This window comes from Pseudomonas sp. R1-6 (assembly GCF_051132115.1).
GTDB lineage: Bacteria > Pseudomonadota > Gammaproteobacteria > Pseudomonadales > Pseudomonadaceae > Aquipseudomonas.
The window spans coordinates 1,376,668-1,397,969 of the sequence record NZ_CP071662.1 but is presented as its reverse complement, the minus strand read 5'-3'; the positions used below and the strand labels follow the sequence as shown (position 1 = coordinate 1,397,969).

Below are 21,302 nucleotides of genomic sequence, written 5' to 3'. Positions count from 1 at the left end.
CGATCTTTCAGTCATTGCATCATTGACTGTCAGGCCGCTTTCGCGAGCAGGCTCGCTCCCACAGTTGTATCCAAGGTGTTTGAACTAACCCCGCCGATCCAGCAGATTCACCACCACCCGATCCACCAACCCCCATACCCTTTGCTTGAAGCGCTTCCACAATGGCCGGCGCTGCCAGGTGTCGAGACTCACTTGCAGGCTCTGCTCGAAGTCCCGTTCAAAACTGGCGGCCACGGCCTTGCTCAGCCCAGAGTCCAGTGCTTCCAGGTTGGCTTCGAGGTTGAAGCGCAGGTTCCAGTGATCGAAATTGCATGAGCCAATGCTGACCCAATCGTCCACCAGCACCATTTTCAAGTGCAGGAAGCAGGGCTGGTATTCGTAGATTTTCACCCCTGCCTTGAGCAACCGTGGGTAATAGCGATGGCCTGCGTATCGCACCGATGGATGATCCGTGCGCGGGCCCGTCAGCAGCAGCCGCACGTCGATGCCTCGCGCCGCGGCCTTGCGCAAGGAGCGGCGCACGTTCCAGGTCGGCAAAAAGTATGGCGTGGCCATCCAGATGCGTTTCTGGCCGCTGTTCAATGCCCGGGATAGCGATTGTAGGATGTCGCGGTGCTGGCGGGCGTCGGCATAGGCGACCCGGCCCATGCCTTCGCCCACCGGCGGGACGCGAGGCAGACGGGGCAGGCCGAAATTGGACGCCGGTTTCCAAGCCCGTCGATGGCGGTTGGCAAGCCATTGGCGATCGAACAGCAACTGCCAGTCCAGCACCAGCGGGCCGACGATTTCCACCATCACCTCATGCCAATCGCTTCGGTCGTCCGAAGGGTTCCAGAATTCGTCGGTGACCCCGGTACCGCCCACCACCGCCAAGCGTTGGTCGACCAACAGCAACTTGCGGTGATCGCGGTAGAGATTGCGCACCCAACGCCGCCAACTCAGGCGATTGTAGAACCGCAGCTCCACGCCCGCCTGGATGAGGCGATTGCGCAGGCCCAAGGTAAACGCCAGGCTGCCATAGTCATCGAACAGACAGCGCACGCGCACCCCGCGCTCGGCCGCCTGGACAAGGGCCTGGACCATCGCCTCGGCGCAAGCGCCCGCTTCCACCAGGTACAACTCCAGTTCGACCTGTTCCTGGGCGCGGGCGATTTCCACCAGCATGCGCGGGAAAAATTGCGGGCCGTCGATCAACAGCTCGAAGCGATTGCCTTCACGCCAGGGAAAGACCGGGCCGCTCATGTCAGCGCGCCGTAAAAATCAGCACCGCACTCACCGGCACCGACAGGCTGATGGTCGACAATCCGGCCAGGTCGCGCAGCTTCTCCAACCCCGGCGCCAGGTCGAAATCCGCCGCGTTGAGCACCACCGGTTCCAGGGTCACGACCTGAAAACGCCGCTCATCCAGGCGAGTCGCCAGCAGTTGGACGTTGTACTCATGCTCCTTGCCATGCAGGTCCACGGTCACCGGCAGGCGCAGTTCCAGTTGCGCGCCGTTGGCCAGGTCCTGGATCGGCATCAGGTCGAGCTGCGCGGTGATGGTGGCTTCGGCGAATTGCTTGATATCGAACAACTCGGCGCGCATGCGCTCGTCCCGCAGGGGGATACCGCTGTTGATGGATTCGAGTTCGACCTCCAGCCGTGCCTGGCCCTTGGGCTGGACCTGCCCATGAAGCACCAGGAAACGTTGGACTTCGGAGACATTGCCGTTTTTGCTGCTGATAAAGGACAGTCGCGATGACTCACCATCCAGGTACCAGTCGGCCTGGGCCGGCAGCGTGGCGCAGGCCAGGAGCAAGGTGGTGACAGCGCGAGAAAATAACCGCTTGAACATACAGACTCGGGGGGCAAATAAACCTGTGGCGAACCTTAACCGGGCCGAGGGCGCTTGCAAACTGTCTGTTTCACAACATCGCTGCTTCCAACATAACCCAGTGGCGAGGGAGCTTGCTCCCGCTGGGCTGTGAAGCAGCCCCAAGTCGCGATTGACTGAAGGATTTGCGAGCGCTGCGCACTCGAGCGGGAGCAAGCTCCCTCGCCACAAAAGGCATCGCTGAAACAGCACTCAGGGTTCCAACCGACACCCCTGCCGCTCCCCCATCCACCGCGCACTGTGGCTACGCCCCAAGCCGCTGACTGTGATGCGTTTTGCTTCGACGGTCTCGAGGAAATCGCTGATCGGCACCGACTGCTTCACATAGCCGCGGCAATAGTCGGCCGGTTGCCGCATCACATAGCGGCACGAGCAGTATTCCTTCGCGGTATAGGCGCTGATGATGTCGGGGAACGCCCGCAAGGCCACCCGCTCCTGCCAGCCCCAACCGAACAGGCCAACAAGCAACATCGACAAAAGAATGAGCACTACCCTGCGCTTCATGGTTGCACCGTCCCGGCGAAGGCCGCCATGGCACGCTTGAGCAGTTCGTTGTGGCGATAGGTGCCGTCGCGGTCATCGCCGTAGCGCACGATCACCAGCCTGGCGCTGGGGATGACATACAACGCCTGGCCCCAATGGCCCAGGGCGGCGAACGTATCCGGCGGCGCGTCGGGCCACGGGCGGATCGACGGGTCGGCGCCGCGATTGAGCCACCAGTGTCCGCCAGGCACGGCTTCGTCCTGGCCCGCCTGAAACCGAGCGAAAGGCTCGCGGTTGAAGGCAATCCAATCCTTGGGAATCAATTGCCGATCGCCCCAACGGCCATCGCGTTGCATCAGCAGGCCGACACGCGCCAGGTCCCGGGCGGTGAGATAGGCATAGGACGAACCGACAAACGTGCCGCTGGCGTCGGTTTCCCAGGTCGCGTGGCGTATGCCCAGCGGTTCGAACAAGGCTGTCCAGGGGTAATCGGCATAACGCGCCGGGCCGACGATATTTTTCAGGGCTGCCGCCAGCAGATTGCTGTCGCCGCTGGAATAACGGAACACCTGCCCGGGTGGGCTGAAGCTTTCGTGCCTGGCGGTGAACGCGGCCATGTCGTGGCGCCCACGGGTATAGAGCATCGCCACGACCGAGGAATTGAGTGGCGCGTATTCATAGTCTTCTTGCCAGTCCAGGCCAGACGCCCAATGAAAAAGATCGGCCAGGGTCATGTCCGGATGTCGCTTGAGCGGCGGGTAGTACTGGGCGGCTGGATCATCCAGGGCAAAGCGTTTTTCACCGTAGGCGACGCCGAACACCGTCGCCAGCAGGCTTTTACTGATGGACCAGGTCAGGTGCGGGGTCTGTGCGTCAGTCGGTCCGGCGTAGCGTTCGTAGACCAGTCGACCGTCCTGGATAACCACCAGCGCGTCGGTGCGGATGCCTTGGCGGGTGGCGTCGTCCCTGGGTGCAAAAGCGTAATGCGCCAAGGCTTCGATGGCCGGCCCACTCGAGGCCTGGCCGGTCGGCCATTGTTCGCCAGGCCAGACTTCGGCGCGGGCCGTCAGGGTCAGCAGCAGGAGCGAAAGCAACAACCAGCCTTTGGGCATGCGCGGGGCTCGCAGAGGTGAACTTGCAGAGCCTATTCAGACTTGATGACAGTTTGAGTTTTGGTGTTCGGAAGGACGCCATCGCGAGCAAGCTCGCTCCCACAGCGACCTTATGCGCGACGCAAAGCCCCGAAGGAGCGAGCTTGCTCGCGATGAGGCCCTTCAAATCGACGAAGACCCCAACGCCTTGTCCAACCGCTTGGCCCGCGCCCCCGCCGCGATGTCCATCACCGCCTTGTCACGCCCCCACATCTCACGCCACGCCGCCGGCCCATCGGCCAAGGCATCGTCCAACTCAGCATCGAGCCCTTTGAATTGGGCGAACAGCCCACCCAGCAACACATGCGCGACAGCACTCGAAGGGTTGTGGCGACTCGTCTGCGCGCAACCGGCGAGCAACGCCAACAGACGCAGTTGCAACGGCCGGGACCAGCCGCATTCTTGCCCTAAGCCGTACAACCAGGCGGTCATCGCACTGAGCACGTAGACATCTTCCAAGGTGCGAAACGGTTTGACGTAGACGTCCCAGCCGTCGCCGGGGAGCAATTGGCACAGCGCACCGTCCAGCAACATCCGGCCATGGCTGATATCCGGCATGAACGGCAACGTCGGCAACTTTTCCAGCGTCACGCCCGGTTCGCCCGCATGCACCACCGCCAGGTTCAATCGCGGCGCCTCGCCGGGCGCCTCGCTTCGGGCCGCGACCAGCAACCACTCGGCGGCATCGCCCGCGGTGACGAAATCCTTGCGCCCGCTCAGCCGCAAGTCGGCGAGTCGGGTCTGCATGTCCGCCGGGCGCAAGCTGCGCTGCTCGGTGGCGCACAACGCACCGAGGCTTTGGGGCGCGCTCGGCCAAAGCGCCCGCAACGCCGCTTGGTAACCCACCAGAAACGCCAACCCGGGCGTGGCCATCGACCGACCGCCGACCACGGCCAACTCGAACGGCGTCACCGACCCCAGGCGATGCAGCAACGCGGCATAACCTTCGGCCAGATCCGCACAGGCGGGCAGCCGCTCGCCGCGTTCGATCAGGGTTTGCCAAGGCATCTGGGCCTCCTTGTGGGCTGTCATATAAGCATCACCAAAGCTTCATGGCGATGACACCGGGGCTACATAGCCTGACTTTGCACAACATGGCTGCATAAAGAAAGTCGACAGGCTGCAACTGAACAGCCCGCACGGAGATTCGCTATGACCCAGATCGCCCGCATCAGCGACACCGGCAATGAACGCCGCCTGCAAGCCGAACGCCTGATCGGCGCCCAGGCCTTGCAAGAAGCACAGGCCCTGCGCTTCAACGTCTTCAGCGGCGAATTCAACGCCAAGCTCAAGGGCGCGGAGATGGGTCTGGACATGGATGACTATGATGTTCACTGCGCTCACATTGGCGTGCGCGACCTGAACACTGGCCGCCTCGTGGCCACCACTCGCCTGCTCGACCACCAGGCCGCCAGCAGCCTGGGCCGGTTCTACAGCGAAGAAGAATTCGCCCTCCACGGCCTGATTCATCTCCAAGGCCCGATTCTGGAAATAGGCCGTACCTGCGTGGACCCGGCCTACCGCAACGGCGGCACCATCGCGGTGCTCTGGGGCGAGTTGGCCGAAGTCCTCAATCAAGGCGGCTACAGCTACTTGATGGGTTGCGCAAGCATCCCGATGCAGGACGGCGGCATCCAGGCCCAGGCAATCATGCAGCGCCTGCGCGAGCGCTACCTGTGCACCGAACACCTGCAAGCGGTGCCGAAAAAGCCGTTGCCGGCCTTGGACGTCCCGTCCAACGTCATCGCCGAAATGCCCCCGCTGCTCAAGGCCTACATGCGCCTGGGGGCGAAAATCTGCGGCGAGCCCTGCTGGGATGAAGACTTCCAGGTGGCCGACGTGTTTATCCTGCTCAAGCGCGACGAGCTCTGCCCGCGTTATGCCCGTCACTTCAAGGCGGCGGTCTGATGAGCCGGTTGCGGGTGTACGCGCGAATCGCACGAGTATTGCTGGTCGTCACCCTGGGCCTGGCCATGGCCAGTGTGTTCGGGATGCTGGAACGTCTGGGACTCGCTCATTCGATGGTGCGCCGCCAGCGCTGGTCGCGTTTCTTCATGGCGCGGCTGACCAATGCCCTGCCCTTTCGCGTCACCGTCCATGGGCAACTGCCGAAACAGCCGATGCTGTGGGTCAGCAACCACGTGTCCTGGACCGATATCCCACTGCTGGGCATGCTCACGCCCCTGTCGTTCCTGTCCAAGGCCGAAGTGCGTACCTGGCCGGTCGCCGGATGGCTGGCAGCCAAGGCCGGCAGCCTGTTCATCCGTCGTGGTTCGGGCGACAGTCAGTTGATTCGCAAGCAGATGAGCCGTCACCTGGAGCAGGCCTATCCGCTGCTCATGTTCCCCGAAGGCACCACCACCGACGGCCGCACGCTGCGCACTTTCCACGGCCGCCTGTTGTCGGCGGCCATCGATGCCGACGTGGCCTTGCAACCGGTGGCGATCCGTTACCTGCGCAAGGGCGAACCCGATTTGCTGGCGCCGTTCATTGGCGATGACGATCTGCTGTCGCACCTGATGCGATTGTTCGCCAATGATCGTGGCGATGTGGAAATCCATCTCTTGGAGCCGATTGCTTGCCACGGCCAGGAACGCGCGGCCCTGGCTTTCCAGGCGCAACAAGCAGTACACAAAGCATTGTTCGGCGAAATGCCCGAGAAGCAGACAATTCCGGTTCGGCCCGCGGCGATTGCGGCTTGATCCAGGATCTTGTGCAGTTCCCACTGTGGGAGCGAGCCTGCTCGCGAAGACGGCGCATCAGTCGATAAATATATTAGCTGACACACCGCTTTCGCGAGCAGGCTCGCTCCCACAGTTAGTTTTATGGCGTGACTTGGCCCAGCGCAAAATCCTGCAACTGCGGATAGAACAACCGAAAGTCTTCGCTCAACGGCTCATAGAGCCTGACCAGTTCTGACATCGCCCCCGCCAGTTCCTCCGGCCGCGATAGCCGCCGGGAAATGCCGCGCAGCACCTGGCCCAGCACCTCGAATTGCGTATACGACCCCAGCCAGTCGTCCGCCGCCATATAAGGTGCGATCTGCGCCAGGCGTCCCGGCAGTTGCGGTTCAGCAGCGAGGACCTGATAGACCCGGGAGGTGAAGTCCATCAGCGGTCCTTCGCTGTACAGCGTCCAATCCCGGGCCAGGCAATGGTCGAAGAATACATCCAGCACGATCCCGGCATAACGCCGCCGCACCGTGGAGAAACGCGACAAGGCGATATCCACCAGCGGATGGCGATCGGTGTACATGTCGATGCGTCGATGCAGGGCTATCGCCGCTTCGATCCGCGGGTTGAATTGGCCCTGCAGCGGCCCTTTGACGAAGTCGCCATAAAGGCTGCCGAGCAGTTGTTCCCGGCCAGGGCCGCCGAGGTGCAGGTGCGCGAGATAGTTCATGGCCCGCAGCTTAGCACCCCGACGCCTATATCGTTATAACCCGATATAGCGATTTCTAAGATCTTCAGATCAAATACATATTGGTATATCGCGAAGCAACGATTTAAGGTTCGCCTCATCGCGATATAGCGTTATTCATGTGAGCTGCCCCAATGACCCTCGACCTCGACGAAATAATAAAAGCCCTGGCACACCCAGTACGGCGAGACATCCTCAACTGGCTCAAGGACCCCAAGGTCCAGTTTCCCGAACAGTTGCACAACCACGAATTCGGCATCTGCGCGGGCCAGATCGACCAGCGCTGCGGCCTGTCGCAGTCCACGGTTTCGGCGCATCTGGCGGTGTTGCAACGGGCCGGGTTGATCACCAGCCAGAAGGTCGGCCAATGGCACTTCTTCAAACGCAACGAAGAAGTGATCCAGCAGTTCCTCAAGCAAATGAGCCAAGAGCTCTAAACCGACAAGGATTCGAAATGCCCCTTTCACTCTTGATTCTGGCGCTTAGCGCCTTCGCCATCGGTACGACGGAATTCGTCATCATGGGCCTGTTGCCCGATGTGGCGGCGGACCTGGGCGTATCGATTCCCGGCGCCGGCTGGTTGGTGACCGGCTACGCCCTGGGCGTGGCCATCGGTGCGCCGTTCATGGCCCTGGCCACCGCGCGACTGCCGCGCAAGGCTGCGTTGGTGGCATTGATGGGGATTTTCATTGTCGGCAACCTGCTCTGCGCGGTAGCCAGCGACTACAACGTGCTGATGTTTGCCCGAGTCGTCACCGCCCTCTGCCACGGTGCGTTCTTTGGCATAGGCTCGGTCGTCGCCGCCGGCCTGGTGGCGCCCAACAAGCGTGCCTCGGCCGTGGCCCTGATGTTCACCGGCCTGACCCTGGCCAATGTGCTTGGCGTACCGCTGGGCACTGCATTGGGCCAGCAAGCCGGCTGGCGCTCGACCTTCTGGGCCGTGACGATCATCGGCGTGATTGCCCTGATCGGCCTGATCCGCTTCCTGCCGGCCAAGCGCGACGAGGAAAAACTCGACATGCGTTCAGAGCTGGTGGCGCTCAAGGGCGCCGGCTTGTGGCTGTCGTTGAGCATGACCGCGCTGTTCTCCGCTTCGGTATTCACCCTGTTCACCTACGTCGCCCCGCTGCTCGGCGAAGTGACCGGCGTGTCGCCCCGTGGCGTGACCTGGACCCTGGTACTGATCGGCCTCGGCCTGACCCTGGGCAACAGCATTGGCGGCAAGCTGGCGGACAAGAGCCTGGCGAACACGCTGATGGGCGTATTCCTGACCATGGCCGTCGTGTCCACCGTCCTGAGCTGGACCAGCGTGGCGCTGATCCCGACCGAGATAACGCTGTTCCTGTGGGCCACCGCCTGCTTCGCCGCCGTGCCGGCCCTGCAGGTCAACGTGGTGACCTTCGGCAAAGACGCGCCCAACCTGGTGTCCACCTTGAATATCGGCGCCTTCAATATTGGCAATGCCTTGGGCGCCTGGGTCGGCGGCACTGTCATCGACCATGGCCTGGGCCTGACCACCGTGCCCCTCGCCGCTGGCGCGCTGGCCGTGCTGGCGCTGCTGGTGACCCTGATCACTTTCCGTCAGGGCGGCCATGCCGACCTGGCACCTGCCACTCACTGACTTCTGATCCTTCACTTTGCGAGGTTGTATTTCATGGCAACAATTTTCGACCCCATCAAACTCGGCGACATCGAGCTGAAGAACCGCATCATCATGGCCCCGCTTACCCGCTGCCGCGCCGACGCAGGCCGCGTACCCAACGCCTTGATGGCCGAATACTACGTGCAACGCGCTTCCGCCGGCCTGATCCTCAGCGAAGCCACGTCAGTCACGCCAATGGGCGTGGGTTATCCGGACACCCCTGGCATCTGGTCCAACGACCAGGTACGCGGCTGGGCCAACGTGACCAAAGCCATCCACGGCGCCGGCGGCAAGATCTTCCTGCAGCTCTGGCATGTGGGCCGGATCTCCCACCCTTCCTACCTGGACGGCGAACTTCCAGTGGCACCGAGCGCCATCCAGCCCAAGGGCCACGTAAGCTTGGTTCGCCCGTTGGCTGACTACCCGACACCGCGAGCACTGGAAACCGCTGAAATCGCCGACATCGTCGATGCCTACCGCGTCGGTGCCGAAAACGCCAAGGCCGCCGGTTTCGACGGGGTGGAAATCCATGGTGCCAACGGCTACCTGCTCGACCAGTTCCTGCAAAGCAGCACCAACCAGCGCACCGATCACTACGGCGGCTCCCTGGAAAACCGTGCTCGCCTGCTGCTGGAAGTCACCGATGCGGCCATCGAAGTCTGGGGCGCCGGCCGCGTGGGCGTACACCTGGCGCCGCGCGCCGACTCCCATGACATGGGCGACGAGAACCGTCTGGAAACCTTCAGCTATGTCGCCCGCGAGCTGGGCAAGCGTGGCATCGCCTTTATCTGCTCCCGCGAGAAAGAAGGCGACGACAGCATCGGCCCACAACTCAAGCAAGCCTTCGGCGGCCCGTACATTGCCAACGAGCGCTTCACCAAGGAAAGCGCTAACGCCTGGCTGGCAGCAGGCAAGGCGGACGCCGTGGCGTTTGGCGTGCCATTCATTGCCAACCCGGACCTGCCGGCACGCTTGAAAGCCGACGCGCCATTGAACGAGCCGCATCCGGAAACCTTCTACGGGAAAGGCCCGGTGGGTTATATCGATTACCCTGTACTTTAATCTCCACCTCTATAAAAGCCCTGCCTCGAAAGAGCCAGGGCTTTTTTAATTTCCAATATTCGGTCAAACATAAGACCTTTGTAATCAAGGCAAAGCCGCTCATTATCGGGAACAGTGAGCGCATACGGCGTTCCCCTCCTGCCATTGAAAGGCAACATTGAAAAAGGAATTTGAGAATGAATGACGCGACGGACAGCACGCCACCGGCCAATAACGACCTTATCGAGAGACTCCTTTCACAGTTCCGCTTTTTGCCCTTGTCAGTCTTGTACGAGCAATTCAAGTCACTCGACACGACAGAGTACCCCAAGGCACTTAACGCCTTGATAGAAAAGAATAAAAAGAACGATGAGGTCGACCGGAAGATTCAAGCCTGGGAGCAAGAAAAGATTCGCCAGGATAAAACCCGATTGCTGGTCAAGATATTCAACCACACCGACCAGGCTTTTCAATTTCGCGAAAATAACCTCAACCTGAACGCCATTGATCATGACTTCTTCAATATCCGTCGCGGGGATATCCAGGCGTTGAAATTCGACTTCTCGTACGTCAGGACATTGCGCAGCCGTAGCAAGGATATGTTCCAACACTTCATTGTTTTTGGCGACAAACAATGTGGATTCCGCTTCGATTTCGGCTTACGCGTGGAGACTTCTTTTGGCGTTTTCACCCCCACCCTGACACCGGTACGGACCCATAACGTGACCTCTATTGGCACAACGCCCGTCAATTGCACAACTCGCATCACGCACGCGGCGGAGGGAGAACCCTACGGCTTTACCGTAGAAATCGTAATTAGCTGAAGATACTGCCCCGTCAGGCCAACCCGATGGGCACATATTTCCACTTTGTAAGCGCACCGGGCCACTGCGCTTACAACCGCGAAACAATTTTCCTACAAAATTCGCCACCGATTTTATATACCCTTGGCCGACGTCAGTTTATAAAGCCTTTCTCACGCGCCCGTATTGACACAAACCGATTCAATTACGCATTTTGTTTCATTTGCGCAGGCTAGGGCTCAGGTGCAGCATATCCAGCCCGATGTCCACCCAGCGTTCGGCTTCATTCGCCAGGGCGAAACTGTCTGGAGCCAGCAACCACTGGTAAAGAATGCCGTCGATATAGGCATGGATGGCAACCGCCGCCCTTTCGGGATTGAGGTCATCCGGCAACTGGCCGCGTTTCATTGCATTGCGCAACGACAAGGCGATACGCACGTTGCAGTCGAGGCTGACTTCACGTCGCTGCTGGCGCAAATCGCACATTTCATCGGTGAACTCGCACTTATGGAACAGAATCTCATTGATGCGCCGGGTTTTCGGGTCCAGGGCCACCTGCTGGAACAACCGTACCAACAACTTGCGCACGCACCCCAGGGGATCAAGCTCTTCCTCGTTTTCGCTCGCGCGGGCCAATTCATCGAGCGGTTCATGCAGCGTATCGAGCATGGCCTGGAGCAGATCCGCCTTGTTGCTGAAATGCCAATAGATGGCGCCCCGTGTCACACCGGCGAGCGTCGCGATATCGGCCAGCGTGGTACGCGCAACGCCTCGCTCGAAGAAGGCTTTTTCGGCCGCTTCGAGTATCTGGCTGCGAGTCTCCAAGGCTTCCTCTTTGGTACGACGGACCATGGCAGTAAACACCTCAATCAGGATGCGTAAGCAATGCGTAAGGATCAGCAGGACAATCTATAGGCAACGTCTGCCTGCACGCGTCCCCGGTCCGCATTGGCCTTTGTCAGGCTTTTGTAAATCCGGATGGTACGCAATTTGGCTGTTTACAAACAACCGTGTACGTAAGTATATTTCTTAGCATCCTACTAATTGCTTATCTGGCTCTTTTTTCACCTTTCACTTTCGAGCGCGCCTGTTACGCGCCTGGACCCGAGGATTTCCATGCAATTCAAGCCAGCTGTTACCGCTCTGGTCACTGCCATCGCCCTGGCATCGCTGCTCAGCGGATGCAAAAAGGAAGAGGCTGCACCTGCGCCTCCCCCTCCTCAGGTCGGCGTCGTAACCCTCAAGACCCAGCCTTTTACCCTGACCTCTGAACTGCCGGGCCGCACCAGTGCGTTCCGCGTTGCCGAAGTGCGCCCTCAGGTCAATGGCATCATCCTCAAGCGCCTGTTCAAGGAAGGTGCCGACGTCAAGGCCGGCCAGCAGCTGTACCAGATCGACCCCGCCGTTTACGAAGCGAACCTCAAGAGCGCCGAGGCCAACCTGCGTTCCACCAAGTCGATCGCTGATCGCTACAAGCAATTGGTTGATGAACAAGCCGTGAGCCGCCAGGAATACGACACTGCCATGGCCAATCGCCTGGAGTCGGAAGCCAGCCTGCAGACCGCGCAGATCAATGTGCGGTACACCAAGGTCTATGCGCCGATTTCAGGTCGCATCGGACGTTCCTCGGTGACCGAAGGCGCGCTGGTCAGCAACGGGCAGACCGATGCCCTGGCGACCATCCAGCAACTCGACCCGATCTATGTCGACGTGACGCAAAGCTCCGTCGAACTCCTGCAACTGCGCCGCGAGCTGGAAAGCGGCCGCCTGCAGAAGGCCGGCGACAACGCCGCCATGGTCAAGCTGACCCTGGAAGACGGCAGCCAGTACCCCCATGAAGGCAAGCTCGAATTCTCCGAAGTCTCGGTCGACCAGACCACCGGCTCCGTGACCTTGCGCGCCGTGTTCCCCAACCCCGACCACACGTTGCTGCCGGGCATGTTTGTCCACGCGCAACTGCAGGCGGGCGTGAACAGCGCGGCGATCCTGGCACCGCAGCAAGGCGTGACCCGCGACCTCAAGGGTACGCCGACCGCCATGGTCGTGGGCGCCGATAACAAGGTCGAACTGCGTCAGCTCAAGGCCAGCCGCACCGTTGGCAACCAATGGCTGATCGAAGATGGCCTCAAGGCCGGTGATCGCCTGATCACCGAAGGGTTGCAGTACGTACGGCCAGGGGTAGAAGTCAAAGCCACCGAAGCCACCAACGTTGGCGCTAAGAACCCGGCCCCCGCTCAGGCAGCTGACAAAGCCGCCGGCGGCAAAGGGGAGTAAACCATGTCGAAATTCTTTATCGACCGTCCGATCTTCGCCTGGGTGATCGCCCTGGTGATCATGCTGGTCGGCGCTTTGTCGATCCTCAAGTTGCCGATCAACCAGTACCCGAGCATCGCGCCGCCGGCCATTGCGATCCAGGTGACCTACCCAGGTGCTTCCGCACAAACCGTGCAAGACACTGTGGTGCAGGTCATCGAGCAGCAGCTCAACGGCATCGACAACCTGCGTTATGTGTCCTCGGAAAGTAACTCCGACGGCAGCATGACCATCACCGCGACCTTCGAGCAGGGCACCAGCTCCGATACCGCCCAGGTCCAGGTCCAGAACAAGCTGAACCTGGCCACCCCGCTGTTGCCGCAAGAAGTGCAGCAGCAAGGCATCCGCGTGACCAAGTCGGTGAAAAACTTCCTGATGGTGATCGGGGTGGTGTCGCGCGACGGCAGCATGACCAAGGACGATCTGTCCAACTACATCGTGTCCAACATGCAGGATCCGATCTCGCGCACTGCCGGTGTCGGCGACTTCCAGGTCTTCGGGGCCCAGTATGCGATGCGGATCTGGCTCGACCCGGCCAAGTTGAACAATTTCAGCCTGACCCCGGTGGACGTCAAAAACGCTATCGCCGCGCAAAACGTCCAGGTCTCGTCCGGCCAACTCGGCGGCTTGCCTGCCCTGCCCGGCCAGCAACTGAACGCGACCATTATCGGCAAGACCCGCTTGCAGACCGCCGAGCAATTCAAGGCGATCCTGCTGAAGGTCAACCCGGACGGCTCCCAAGTGCGCGTTGGCGATGTGGCCGACGTTGGCCTGGGCGGCGAGAACTACAGCATCAGCGCCCAGTTCAATGGCGCACCAGCGTCGGGCCTGGCGGTAAAACTGGCCAACGGTGCCAACGCACTCGACACGGCCAAAGCCCTGCGCAAGACCATTGACGACCTCAAGCCGTTCTTCCCCCAGGGCGTAGAAGTGGTGTTCCCATACGACACCACGCCGGTGGTGAGCGAGTCGATCAAGGGTGTGGTTGAAACCCTGGTCGAGGCGGTCGTGCTGGTGTTCCTGGTGATGTTCCTGTTCCTGCAGAACTTCCGAGCCACCATCATCACCACGATGACGGTGCCGGTGGTGTTGCTGGGTACCTTCGGGATTCTCGCGGCGGCCGGCTTCAGCATCAACACCCTGACCATGTTCGGCATGGTGCTGGCCATCGGCTTGCTGGTGGACGACGCCATCGTCGTGGTGGAAAACGTCGAACGGGTGATGAGCGAAGAAGGCCTGTCGCCCAAGGAAGCCACCAAGAAGTCCATGGGCCAGATCCAGGGCGCCCTGGTGGGTATCGCCCTGGTGCTTTCGGCGGTGCTGCTGCCGATGGCGTTCTTCAGCGGCTCCACCGGCGTGATCTACAAACAGTTCTCCATCACGATCGTCTCCGCGATGGCGCTGTCGGTGTTGGTCGCCCTGATCTTCACCCCGGCCCTGTGCGCCACCATGCTCAAGCCCATTCCGAAAGGCGAGCACGGCACGCCGAAACGCGGTTTCTTCGGCTGGTTCAACCGCACTTTCGACCGTGGCGTCAGGAGCTACGAGCGTGGTGTGGGCAACATGCTCCAGCGCAAGGCTCCGTATCTGCTCGCTTACGTGATCATTGTGGTCGGCATGGTCTGGCTGTTCACCCGCATCCCTACCGCGTTCCTGCCGGAAGAAGACCAGGGCGTGTTGTTTGCCCAGGTACAGACACCGGCCGGCTCCAGTGCCGAGCGCACCCAGGTGGTGGTCGACAAGATGCGCGAGTTCCTGCTGCGTCCAAGCAAGGACGGTGGTGAAGGCGATGCCGTGGCCTCGGTGTTTACCGTGACCGGCTTCAACTTCGCCGGTCGTGGCCAGAGCTCGGGCATGGCGTTCATCATGCTGAAACCGTGGGAGGAGCGTAACGCCGACAACAGCGTGTTCAAGCTCGCCGCTCGCGCCCAGCAGCATTTCTTTACCTTCCGTGACGCAATGGTGTTCGCCTTCGCCCCGCCAGCAGTGCTGGAATTGGGTAACGCCACCGGTTTCGACGTGTTCCTGCAGGACCGCGCCGGCATCGGCCACGACAAGCTGATGGAAGCTCGTAACCAGTTCCTGGGCATGGCGTCCCAGAGCAAGGTCTTGACCCAGGTCCGTCCGAACGGCCTGAACGACGAGCCGCAATACCAGCTCGAGATCGACGACGAGAAGGCCAGCGCGCTGGGCATCACCTTGGCCGATATCAACAACACCCTGTCGATCGCCCTGGGCAGTAGCTACGTGAACGACTTCATCGACCGTGGCCGGGTTAAAAAGGTCTACGTGCAAGGCCAGCCGGGCGCTCGCATGAGTCCGGAAGACCTGAAAAAGTGGTACGTGCGCAACAGCGCCGGGACCATGGTACCGTTCAGCGCCTTTGCCAAAGGCGAGTGGACCTACGGTTCGCCGAAGCTCGCGCGCTACAACGGCGTGGAAGCGATGGAAGTCTTGGGTGCTCCGGCGCCGGGCTATTCCACCGGTGAAGCCATGGCCGAGGTCGAAGCCATCGCCAAGAAGTTGCCGGCCGGCGTCGGCATCTCCTGGACAGGCCTCTCGTACGAGGAACGCCTGTCGGGTTCCCAGGCCCCAGCCCTGTACGCGCTCTCGCTGCTGATGGTATTCCTCTGTCTGGCGGCACTGTATGAAAGCTGGTCGATTCCGATCGCCGTCATGCTCGTGGTGCCGTTGGGGATTATCGGTGCCCTGCTGGCCACCAGCCTGCGCGGTCTGTCCAATGACGTGTACTTCCAGGTGGGCTTGTTGACAACGATCGGCCTGGCGGCGAAAAACGCCATCCTGATCGTCGAGTTCGCCAAGGAACTCCACGAACAAGGCCGGACCCTGGTGGAAGCCGCCATCGAAGCCTGTAGGATGCGTCTGCGGCCCATCATCATGACGTCCCTGGCGTTCGTCCTCGGCGTCGTCCCGCTGGCGATTTCCACCGGCGCCGGTTCGGGCAGCCAGCACGCCATCGGTACCGGCGTGATCGGCGGTATGCTCACGGCCACCATCCTGGCAATCTTCTGGGTGCCATTGTTCTTCGTGACAGTGTCGTCGTTAGGTCGTCGCAAAAATGCCGACCAGGACAACACTCCTGAAACTTCTAAAGAGGCTGGCCAATGAGCAAGTCGCTACTCTCCCTGACCATCGCCGCGGTCGTGCTCAGCGGTTGCTCGCTGATCCCGGACTATCAGCGGCCCGAAGCTCCGGTCGCGGCGCAGTACCCGCAAGGCCCGGCCTACGAACCGGCCAACGCCCCCGGCCAGGCAGCCGCCGAGCAGGGCTGGAAGCAGTTTTTCCATGACCCTGCGCTGCAACAGCTGATCCAGGTTGCCCTGGAAAACAACCGCGACCTACGCGTCGCTGCGTTGAACATCGACGCCTACGCCGCGCAATACCGCATCCAGCGGGCGGACCTGCTCCCGGCGGTCTCGGCAACCGGCTCCGGCAGCCGTCAGCGCGTGCCGGCACGGGCTTCGCAGACCGGCGAAGCGGCCATCAGCAGTTCCTACTCCGCAACGCTGGGGATCAGCGCCTACGAATTGGACCTGTTCGGTCGCGTCCGCAGCCTGAGCGAGCAAGCGTTGCAAAGCTACTTCGCCACCGAAGAAGCCCGTCGCAGCACCCAGATCAGCCTGGTGGCCAACGTCGCCAACGCCTATCTGACCTGGCAGGCGGACAAGGAACTGCTCAAGCTGACCCAGGACACCCTGGGCACCTACGAACAGAGCCTGAAGCTGACCTCGCGCAGCGCCGAAGTCGGCGTGGCCTCGGCCCTGGACCTGAGCCAGGCGCGCACCGCGGTGGAAAACGCCCGCGTGCAACTGGCTCGCTACACCCGCCAAGTGGCCCAGGATGAAAACAGCCTGACGCTGCTGCTGGGCACCGGCCTGCCGGCCAACCTGCGCACTCAACCGTTGAGCGATGACCTGCTCAGCGAAGTGCCGGCCGGGCTGCCGTCGGACCTGCTGCAACGTCGTCCGGACATTCTCCAGGCCGAACGCAACCTGCTCGCCGCCAATGCCAACATCGGCGCCGCACGGGCCGCGTTCTTCCCAAGCATCAGCCTTACGGCCAACGCCGGTACCCTGAGCCCTGACCTGTCCGGTCTGTTCAAGGGCGGTTCGGGCACCTGGACCTTCGCGCCGCAGATCAACCTGCCGATCTTCAACGCCGGCAGCCTGCGGGCGAGCCTGGATTACGCCAAGATCCAGAAAGACATCAACGTCGCGCAGTATGAGAAGTCGATTCAGACAGCGTTCCAGGAAGTCTCCGACGGCCTGGCCGCGCGCCAGACCTACAACGAACAGCTGCAGGCCCAGACCGACTTCGTCGCCGCCAACCAGGACTACTACCGCCTGGCCGAGCGTCGCTACCGCATCGGCGTCGACAGCAACCTGACCTTCCTCGACGCCCAACGGCAGTTGTTCAGCGCACAACAATCGCTGATCACCGACCGCCTTGCGCAACTGACCAGCGAGGTCAATTTGTACAAGGCCCTGGGTGGTGGCTGGAATGCCGAGACGGGCAAGCACGAACCGCTGGCGGAAAAAGCGCCGGAGACGAAGTTGTTCTGATTGATGTACTGAAAACAAAAAGCCCACCGAAAGGTGGGCTTTTTGTTGGGGCCTTTTTTTACAACGACAGGGTTAACGCGGGTCGACGATATCCAGCGCTCGACTGGCCAGCAACTCGCTCAAGTCAATCATCTGCGCAACGCCTAGCGCGACATGCCGTCGCGAGCCTCCCAGATCGAACGCCAGGTCGTTGAGCATGGCATTGGCCGAGGCCAGGGTTTCGCTGAGATTTGCCAGTAGACACTCGGTGTCGAGGGTATCGATGACGGTGAACACTTGGGTGGTTGAGGTCTTGGGCTTGGGGTCGGGAGTGGTGCCCAGATGGTAATTGAGTGCTCGGTCTGCGGCTTCTTGGAGTTTTTGTGGATCGGGGTCGTTGTAGGGGAAGGTGGATTCAGGCGTTGGGGGATTTGGTGTTTCTTTGATCATGATGGTGCTCCTAACGAAAATGAGAGCCGCCAGCATCACTTGCAGATGATAGGTGGCAGCTGTATGCGGGTCTGCAAGACCGAGTCGTTAGGCAACCTCGGCAGACCCGAAGGTCTCCCGCACACAGCCACCATAAAACGATGGCACCAAAGCGCCATGGATTATAGGGGCGCGGCTAGGCGCCTAACAAATTCGGCGGGCTTGCAGTCCCGATCGCTGAATTGGCAGCGACACGAAGAACCTAGAGATATCGCTTCCGAGCAGCAACCTTAAAATCTCGTCGGAAAAATCGTTGCGTCTGTCAGACCGGAACAAATCGTGTGGGAACGAGCTTGCTCGCGGGTGGCGGCCTGACGGTCGGCCCTGCTTTTGTTGGCTGGGTACATATCTATTTCTGCGGTAACGGCCGCTGGCGGTTCCGCCCTTACGGCGGCTTACTTTTTTTCAGACGCCAAAAAAAGTAAGCAAAAAAGGCTTCGCCCCACCACTCGGTGCCTCGCCTAGGCTCGGCATGCCCGCACTCCGGCCTTGCTCCGTGGGCCGCCGCGAAGGGCCATCCATGGCCCAGCGCGGCTACCTCGGCATCCATGCCGAGGTACCCACTGCGCAAGACCTACGTGCGGCCATCGTGGTTAACGGGGCGCCAAGATCAAGATCAAGATCAAGAACGAGGCGGCCTCTTCGCGAGCGAGCCTGCTCGCGACAGCAATGGCTCTATCACATAGGTGCAGCGAAAGCCCCCGTGCTCTTGCTCTTGCTCTTGCTCTTGCTCTTGCTCTTGCTCTTGCTCTTGCTCTTGCTCTTGCTCTGCTCTTGCTCTGCTCTTGCTTTTGATCTGCTTTTGATCTCGACGCCCCGTTAACCACGATGGCCGAACGCAGGCATTGTGGAGTGGCCATCCCGGCATGGATGCCGGGATAGCCGCGCCGGGCCATGGATGGCCCATCGCGGCGGGCCCACGGAGCAATGCCGGAGTGCGGGCATGCCGAGCCTAGGCGAGGCACCGAGTGGTGGGGCAAGCCTTTTTTGCTTACTTTTTTTGGCGTCTGAAAAAAAGTGAGCCGCCGTAAGGGCGGAACCGCCAGCGGCCGTTACCGCAGAAATAGATATGTACCTAGATAACAAAATCCCGACCGGCTGTCAGGCCGCCTTCGCGAGCAGGCTCGCTCCCACAGGCCCCTCATCCAGCCAACTAGTGCTTTTGCCGTTCGTTAATCGCCCAAAACCCGCCAATCGCAATTGAACCGATCCCGGGCCGCCCTTCACCATCGCTCGCACAAAACCAATAACAACAGGTTCGATGCCATGTCCCCACGCCCTGCACCGTACGGCTGATCCTCAGTCGCTTTAACAACCTGCCCCCACCGTACCGTTCGCACCCAAAAAATGCGGCAACAACTCGCTTCGTCCACAAAAAATAAGAGACAACGCCCATGAAGCCCACACAGCACTTGTTCCCGAGCCTCATTGCCGTCGCCCTGACCAGCACCGCCCTCCCCGTCCTGGCGGCGGAATCGGGGTTCGTCGAAGATGCCAAAGCCACGCTGAACCTGCGCAACTTCTACATCAACCGCAACTTCACCAACCCGGACAATGCCCAGGGCAAAGCCGAGGAATGGACCCAGAGTTTCATCCTCGACGCCAAGTCCGGCTTCACCCAGGGCACCGTCGGTTTCGGCGTTGACGTGCTGGGCCTGTACTCGGTCAAGCTCGACGGCGGTCGTGGCACGGCCGGCACCCAGCTGCTGCCGGTGCACGACGACGGCCGCCCGGCCGATGACTTCGGTCGCCTGGGCGTGGCCCTGAAGGCCAAGGTCTCGAAGACCGAATTGAAAGTCGGCGAGTGGATGCCAGTGTTGCCGATCCTGCGTTCCGACGATGGCCGTTCCCTGCCGCAAACCTTCCGTGGCGGCCAGGTGACTTCCACCGAAATCAACGGCCTGAGCCTCTACGGCGGCCAGTTCCGCGCCAACAGCCCGCGTAACGACGCGAGCATGGAAGACATGTCGATGAACGGCCGCGGTGCATTCACCTCCGACCGTTTCAATTTCGGTGGCGGCGAATACGCTTTCAACGAAAAACGCACCCAGGTCGGCGTCTGGTACGCGGAACTGTCCGACATCTACCAACAGCAATATTTCAACCTGACCCACAGCCAGCCCATCGGCGACTGGACCCTGGGCGCCAACCTCGGTTACTTCACCGGCAAGGAAGACGGCAGCGCACTGGCCGGCGACCTTGACAACAAAACCGCTTTCGCCATGCTTTCCGCCAAATACGGCGGCAACACCTTCTACGTCGGCCTGCAGAAAGTCGGCGGCGACGATGCCTGGATGCGCGTCAACGGCACCAGCGGCGGCACCCTGGCGAACGACAGCTACAACTCCAGCTACGACAACGCCAAGGAAAAATCCTGGCAACTGCGCCACGACTTCAACTTCGCCGCCGTCGGCGTGCCGGGCCTGACCCTGATGAACCGCTACATCAGCGGTGACAACGTTCACACCGCCACGGTCGACGACGGCAAGGAATGGGGCCGGGAAAGTGAGCTGGCCTACACGGTGCAGAGCGGCGTGTTCAAGAGCCTCAACGTGAAATGGCGTAATTCGACGATGCGTAGGGACTTCAGTACCAATGAGTTCGATGAGAACCGGTTGATTGTCAGCTATCCGATCAGCCTGCTGTAAAAACCAAAGATGGATGGAGGCTGTACCACCGTCATCGCGAGCAGGCTCGCTCCCACAGGGGATTGGCGGTGGACGTAGATTCAATGGCCGCTGGAGATCATTGTGGGAGCGAGCTTGCTCGCGATGGCGTCATCACATCCAACATCGATGCAAGCTGACCCACCGCTTTCGCGAGCAAGCTCGCTCCCACAGGGGGATTGGCGGTGGACGTAGATTCAATGGCCGCTGGAGATCATTGTGGGAGCGAGCTTGCTCGCGATGGCGTCATCACATCCAACATCGATGCAAGCTGACCCACCGCTTTCGCGAGCAAGCTCGCTCCCACAGGGGGATTGGCGGTGGACGTAGATTCAATGGCCGCTGGAGATCATTGTGGGAGCGAGCTTGCTCGCGATGGCGTCATCACATCCAACATCGATGCAAGCTGACCCACCGCTTTCGCGAGCAGGCTCGCTCCCACAGGAATCGAGGTATGCCCTAACCCCGCGACTCGACACCCAGTTCATCCCAGACCGATTCGGCCAGATGGAAGGTGGCATTGGCCGCCGGAATGCCGCAATAAATCGCACTTTGCATGATCACTTCCTTGATCTCACTACGGCTGACGCCATTGTTGGCGGCGGCGCGCAGGTGCAGCTTGAGTTCTTCGTTGCGGTTCATGCCGATCAGCATGGCAATGGTGATCAGGCTGCGGGTATGGCGCGGCAGTCCCGGGCGGGTCCAGATGTCGCCCCAGGCGTGACGGGTGATCATCTCCTGGAATTCGCTGTTGAATTCGGTCAGGGCGTTGAGGCTGCGATCCACGTGGGCATCGCCCAGCACGGCGCGGCGCACTTGCATGCCTTCGTCGTAACGTTGTTTCTCGTCCACAAAAAAC

The 21,302-nt window shown here is 61.0% G+C and carries 19 protein-coding genes and 1 pseudogene; 11 read left to right on the top strand and 9 right to left on the bottom strand.

Annotated elements, in window-relative coordinates; all coding sequences use genetic code 11:
- Positions 1–84 precede the first annotated feature (84 nt).
- From J3P81_RS06570 to J3P81_RS06550, 5 genes are all read right to left on the bottom strand, one after another.
- Positions 85–1,242 carry a phospholipase D-like domain-containing protein gene (locus J3P81_RS06570; protein ID WP_434562748.1) on the bottom strand — a complete coding sequence of 386 codons (1,158 nt, stop codon included), beginning with the start codon at positions 1,240–1,242 and terminating at the stop codon, positions 85–87.
- A 1-nt stretch (position 1,243) separates the two neighbouring features.
- The gene (locus J3P81_RS06565; RefSeq protein ID WP_434562746.1) at positions 1,244–1,834 is read right to left on the bottom strand and encodes a YceI family protein; all 591 of its coding nucleotides are present in this window, start codon (positions 1,832–1,834) and stop codon (positions 1,244–1,246) included.
- A gap of 231 nt (positions 1,835–2,065) precedes the next feature.
- Positions 2,066–2,377: an amidase gene (locus J3P81_RS06560; RefSeq protein WP_434562744.1), complete on the bottom strand. Its 312-nt coding sequence runs from the start codon at positions 2,375–2,377 to the stop codon at positions 2,066–2,068.
- Positions 2,374–3,468, bottom strand: a complete 1,095-nt coding sequence (locus tag J3P81_RS06555; protein ID WP_434562742.1) for a serine hydrolase domain-containing protein — start codon at positions 3,466–3,468, stop codon at positions 2,374–2,376. The genes J3P81_RS06560 and J3P81_RS06555 overlap by 4 nt, the downstream gene beginning before the upstream one ends.
- A 162-nt stretch (positions 3,469–3,630) precedes the next feature.
- Positions 3,631–4,515, bottom strand: a complete 885-nt coding sequence (locus J3P81_RS06550; RefSeq protein ID WP_434562740.1) for an acyl-CoA dehydrogenase — start codon at positions 4,513–4,515, stop codon at positions 3,631–3,633.
- Between the two features lie 144 nt (positions 4,516–4,659).
- On the opposite strand from J3P81_RS06550, the gene olsB reads away from it, so the two are divergent.
- Both olsB and J3P81_RS06540 read left to right on the top strand, forming a co-directional pair.
- Positions 4,660–5,415, top strand: a complete 756-nt coding sequence (gene olsB / locus J3P81_RS06545) for an L-ornithine N(alpha)-acyltransferase (RefSeq protein ID WP_434562738.1) — start codon at positions 4,660–4,662, stop codon at positions 5,413–5,415.
- Positions 5,415–6,209 carry a lysophospholipid acyltransferase family protein gene (locus J3P81_RS06540; protein ID WP_434562736.1) on the top strand — a complete coding sequence of 265 codons (795 nt, stop codon included), beginning with the start codon at positions 5,415–5,417 and terminating at the stop codon, positions 6,207–6,209. The genes olsB and J3P81_RS06540 overlap by 1 nt, the downstream gene beginning before the upstream one ends.
- A gap of 121 nt (positions 6,210–6,330) precedes the next feature.
- Here J3P81_RS06540 and J3P81_RS06535 read toward each other — a convergent pair whose 3' ends face one another.
- The gene (locus J3P81_RS06535; RefSeq protein ID WP_434562734.1) at positions 6,331–6,909 is read right to left on the bottom strand and encodes an ACP phosphodiesterase; all 579 of its coding nucleotides are present in this window, start codon (positions 6,907–6,909) and stop codon (positions 6,331–6,333) included.
- A 152-nt stretch (positions 6,910–7,061) separates the two neighbouring features.
- On the opposite strand from J3P81_RS06535, the gene J3P81_RS06530 reads away from it, so the two are divergent.
- The 4 genes from J3P81_RS06530 (at position 7,062) to J3P81_RS06515 (ending at position 10,434) form a co-directional block, all read left to right on the top strand.
- Entirely contained in the window at positions 7,062–7,364 is a 303-nt protein-coding gene (locus J3P81_RS06530) for an ArsR/SmtB family transcription factor (protein ID WP_003198672.1), read from the top strand.
- 17 nt (positions 7,365–7,381) lie between these two features.
- Complete coding sequence (locus tag J3P81_RS06525) at positions 7,382–8,548, top strand: MFS transporter (protein WP_434562732.1); 1,167 nt, start codon at positions 7,382–7,384, stop codon at positions 8,546–8,548.
- 33 nt (positions 8,549–8,581) lie between these two features.
- Complete coding sequence (locus J3P81_RS06520; RefSeq protein ID WP_434562730.1) at positions 8,582–9,631, top strand: alkene reductase; 1,050 nt, start codon at positions 8,582–8,584, stop codon at positions 9,629–9,631.
- A gap of 176 nt (positions 9,632–9,807) precedes the next feature.
- Entirely contained in the window at positions 9,808–10,434 is a 627-nt protein-coding gene (locus J3P81_RS06515; protein ID WP_434562728.1) for a hypothetical protein, read from the top strand.
- Positions 10,435–10,632: 198 nt separating this feature from the next.
- Here J3P81_RS06515 and J3P81_RS06510 read toward each other — a convergent pair whose 3' ends face one another.
- Positions 10,633–11,265, bottom strand: a complete 633-nt coding sequence (locus J3P81_RS06510; RefSeq protein WP_420766760.1) for a TetR family transcriptional regulator — start codon at positions 11,263–11,265, stop codon at positions 10,633–10,635.
- A 264-nt stretch (positions 11,266–11,529) separates the two neighbouring features.
- On the opposite strand from J3P81_RS06510, the gene J3P81_RS06505 reads away from it, so the two are divergent.
- From J3P81_RS06505 to adeC, 3 genes are read left to right on the top strand one after another with little or no spacing between them, the layout of a single operon-like run.
- Complete coding sequence (locus tag J3P81_RS06505; protein ID WP_420766761.1) at positions 11,530–12,687, top strand: efflux RND transporter periplasmic adaptor subunit; 1,158 nt, start codon at positions 11,530–11,532, stop codon at positions 12,685–12,687.
- Positions 12,688–12,690: 3 nt separating this feature from the next.
- Positions 12,691–15,855 carry an efflux RND transporter permease subunit EmhB gene (gene emhB / locus J3P81_RS06500; protein WP_434562726.1) on the top strand — a complete coding sequence of 1,055 codons (3,165 nt, stop codon included), beginning with the start codon at positions 12,691–12,693 and terminating at the stop codon, positions 15,853–15,855.
- Positions 15,852–17,309 (top strand): AdeC/AdeK/OprM family multidrug efflux complex outer membrane factor, encoded by a 1,458-nt coding sequence (gene adeC / locus J3P81_RS06495; RefSeq protein ID WP_420766763.1) that lies wholly within the window; start codon positions 15,852–15,854, stop codon positions 17,307–17,309. The genes emhB and adeC overlap by 4 nt, the downstream gene beginning before the upstream one ends.
- A gap of 72 nt (positions 17,310–17,381) precedes the next feature.
- Here the strand turns inward: adeC and J3P81_RS06490 are convergent, their stop codons facing one another.
- Positions 17,382–17,738, bottom strand: coding sequence for a DUF6124 family protein (locus J3P81_RS06490; protein WP_434562724.1), 357 nt, complete (start codon positions 17,736–17,738; stop codon positions 17,382–17,384).
- Between the two features lie 559 nt (positions 17,739–18,297).
- Here J3P81_RS06490 and J3P81_RS06485 point away from each other — a divergent pair.
- Positions 18,298–18,384, top strand: a pseudogene (locus tag J3P81_RS06485) (nucleoid-structuring protein H-NS); the annotation flags it as partial.
- Positions 18,385–19,171: 787 nt separating this feature from the next.
- Positions 19,172–20,425, top strand: a complete 1,254-nt coding sequence (locus J3P81_RS06480; protein WP_434562722.1) for an OprD family porin — start codon at positions 19,172–19,174, stop codon at positions 20,423–20,425.
- A gap of 477 nt (positions 20,426–20,902) precedes the next feature.
- Here J3P81_RS06480 and pcaC read toward each other — a convergent pair whose 3' ends face one another.
- Complete coding sequence (gene pcaC / locus J3P81_RS06475) at positions 20,903–21,295, bottom strand: 4-carboxymuconolactone decarboxylase (RefSeq protein WP_030142291.1); 393 nt, start codon at positions 21,293–21,295, stop codon at positions 20,903–20,905.
- Positions 21,296–21,302 lie beyond the last annotated feature (7 nt).

Coding starts and splice junctions, on each gene's coding strand:
- adeC (WP_420766763.1), top strand. CDS start 15,852: ATGAGCAAGTCGCTACTCTCCCTGACCATCGCCGCGGTCGTGCTCAGC.
- J3P81_RS06555 (WP_434562742.1), bottom strand. CDS start 3,468: ATGCCCAAAGGCTGGTTGTTGCTTTCGCTCCTGCTGCTGACCCTGACG.
- J3P81_RS06565 (WP_434562746.1), bottom strand. CDS start 1,834: ATGTTCAAGCGGTTATTTTCTCGCGCTGTCACCACCTTGCTCCTGGCC.
- J3P81_RS06535 (WP_434562734.1), bottom strand. CDS start 6,909: ATGAACTATCTCGCGCACCTGCACCTCGGCGGCCCTGGCCGGGAACAA.
- J3P81_RS06550 (WP_434562740.1), bottom strand. CDS start 4,515: ATGCCTTGGCAAACCCTGATCGAACGCGGCGAGCGGCTGCCCGCCTGT.
- olsB (WP_434562738.1), top strand. CDS start 4,660: ATGACCCAGATCGCCCGCATCAGCGACACCGGCAATGAACGCCGCCTG.
- J3P81_RS06560 (WP_434562744.1), bottom strand. CDS start 2,377: ATGAAGCGCAGGGTAGTGCTCATTCTTTTGTCGATGTTGCTTGTTGGC.
- J3P81_RS06540 (WP_434562736.1), top strand. CDS start 5,415: ATGAGCCGGTTGCGGGTGTACGCGCGAATCGCACGAGTATTGCTGGTC.
- J3P81_RS06525 (WP_434562732.1), top strand. CDS start 7,382: ATGCCCCTTTCACTCTTGATTCTGGCGCTTAGCGCCTTCGCCATCGGT.
- J3P81_RS06520 (WP_434562730.1), top strand. CDS start 8,582: ATGGCAACAATTTTCGACCCCATCAAACTCGGCGACATCGAGCTGAAG.
- J3P81_RS06570 (WP_434562748.1), bottom strand. CDS start 1,242: ATGAGCGGCCCGGTCTTTCCCTGGCGTGAAGGCAATCGCTTCGAGCTG.
- J3P81_RS06490 (WP_434562724.1), bottom strand. CDS start 17,738: ATGATCAAAGAAACACCAAATCCCCCAACGCCTGAATCCACCTTCCCC.
- J3P81_RS06530 (WP_003198672.1), top strand. CDS start 7,062: ATGACCCTCGACCTCGACGAAATAATAAAAGCCCTGGCACACCCAGTA.
- J3P81_RS06510 (WP_420766760.1), bottom strand. CDS start 11,265: ATGGTCCGTCGTACCAAAGAGGAAGCCTTGGAGACTCGCAGCCAGATA.
- J3P81_RS06480 (WP_434562722.1), top strand. CDS start 19,172: ATGAAGCCCACACAGCACTTGTTCCCGAGCCTCATTGCCGTCGCCCTG.
- emhB (WP_434562726.1), top strand. CDS start 12,691: ATGTCGAAATTCTTTATCGACCGTCCGATCTTCGCCTGGGTGATCGCC.
- J3P81_RS06505 (WP_420766761.1), top strand. CDS start 11,530: ATGCAATTCAAGCCAGCTGTTACCGCTCTGGTCACTGCCATCGCCCTG.
- J3P81_RS06515 (WP_434562728.1), top strand. CDS start 9,808: ATGAATGACGCGACGGACAGCACGCCACCGGCCAATAACGACCTTATC.